Source organism: Snodgrassella sp. CFCC 13594, from assembly GCF_001590725.1.
In the GTDB taxonomy this organism is placed as follows: Bacteria; Pseudomonadota; Gammaproteobacteria; order Burkholderiales; family Neisseriaceae; genus Snodgrassella.
In genome coordinates this window covers 1-559 of the sequence record NZ_LQXR01000083.1, presented here as the reverse complement: position 1 = coordinate 559, position 559 = coordinate 1, and the positions used below count along the sequence as shown (strand labels likewise).

Here is a 559-nt window from a genome sequence, read left to right as displayed (position 1 = left end):
GTTGATAATGCCTTCGGTAATTTTAGTATCGCCGTAGCTATTGTCGCCGGTTAAGGTTAATGTGCCTGTGCCGGTTTTATTTAGATTGCCTGTGCCTTTAATGGAGCCGCTTAATAAGGCATTAAGGCTTCCTGTATTGATGATTGAAGTGGTGTCCTCGGCTGTGGTCATGTCAACAAATGTGGTTAAGTCAGCGTTGGTTACCGCCAATGTACCGCCAGCCAAATTCATGGTATAGCTGCCTTGACCGACATTGGAAACAATACCATCGTTGCCGCCAACTGCTAATGTTCCACCTTTATTTAAATTGAATGTACCTGATTTCCCCGATAAGGCACTACCATCACCAAAACTCAGCTGATTGCCCACAACAATTGCACCGCCATCGCCAACGGTAACCGTGCCTGTGCCACTGGCGTTAACGTATAGCGTATCTGCTACAGACAGGGTTGATCCAGTATTGGTTACGTTTATGGCACCCACTGCATCGGCATTATTCCCAACGGCCACTGAACCGGTATAGGGCGTCGCTGTCTTTTCTACAGTTACAGTAGCGCCA

Annotated in this window: 1 protein-coding gene; it reads right to left on the bottom strand. The window is 47.4% G+C overall.

Annotated elements, in window-relative coordinates; genetic code table 11:
- Nucleotides 1-559: autotransporter-associated beta strand repeat-containing protein (locus A2F46_RS11820; RefSeq protein ID WP_197457674.1), on the bottom strand; the 559-nt coding region annotated here is incomplete at both ends.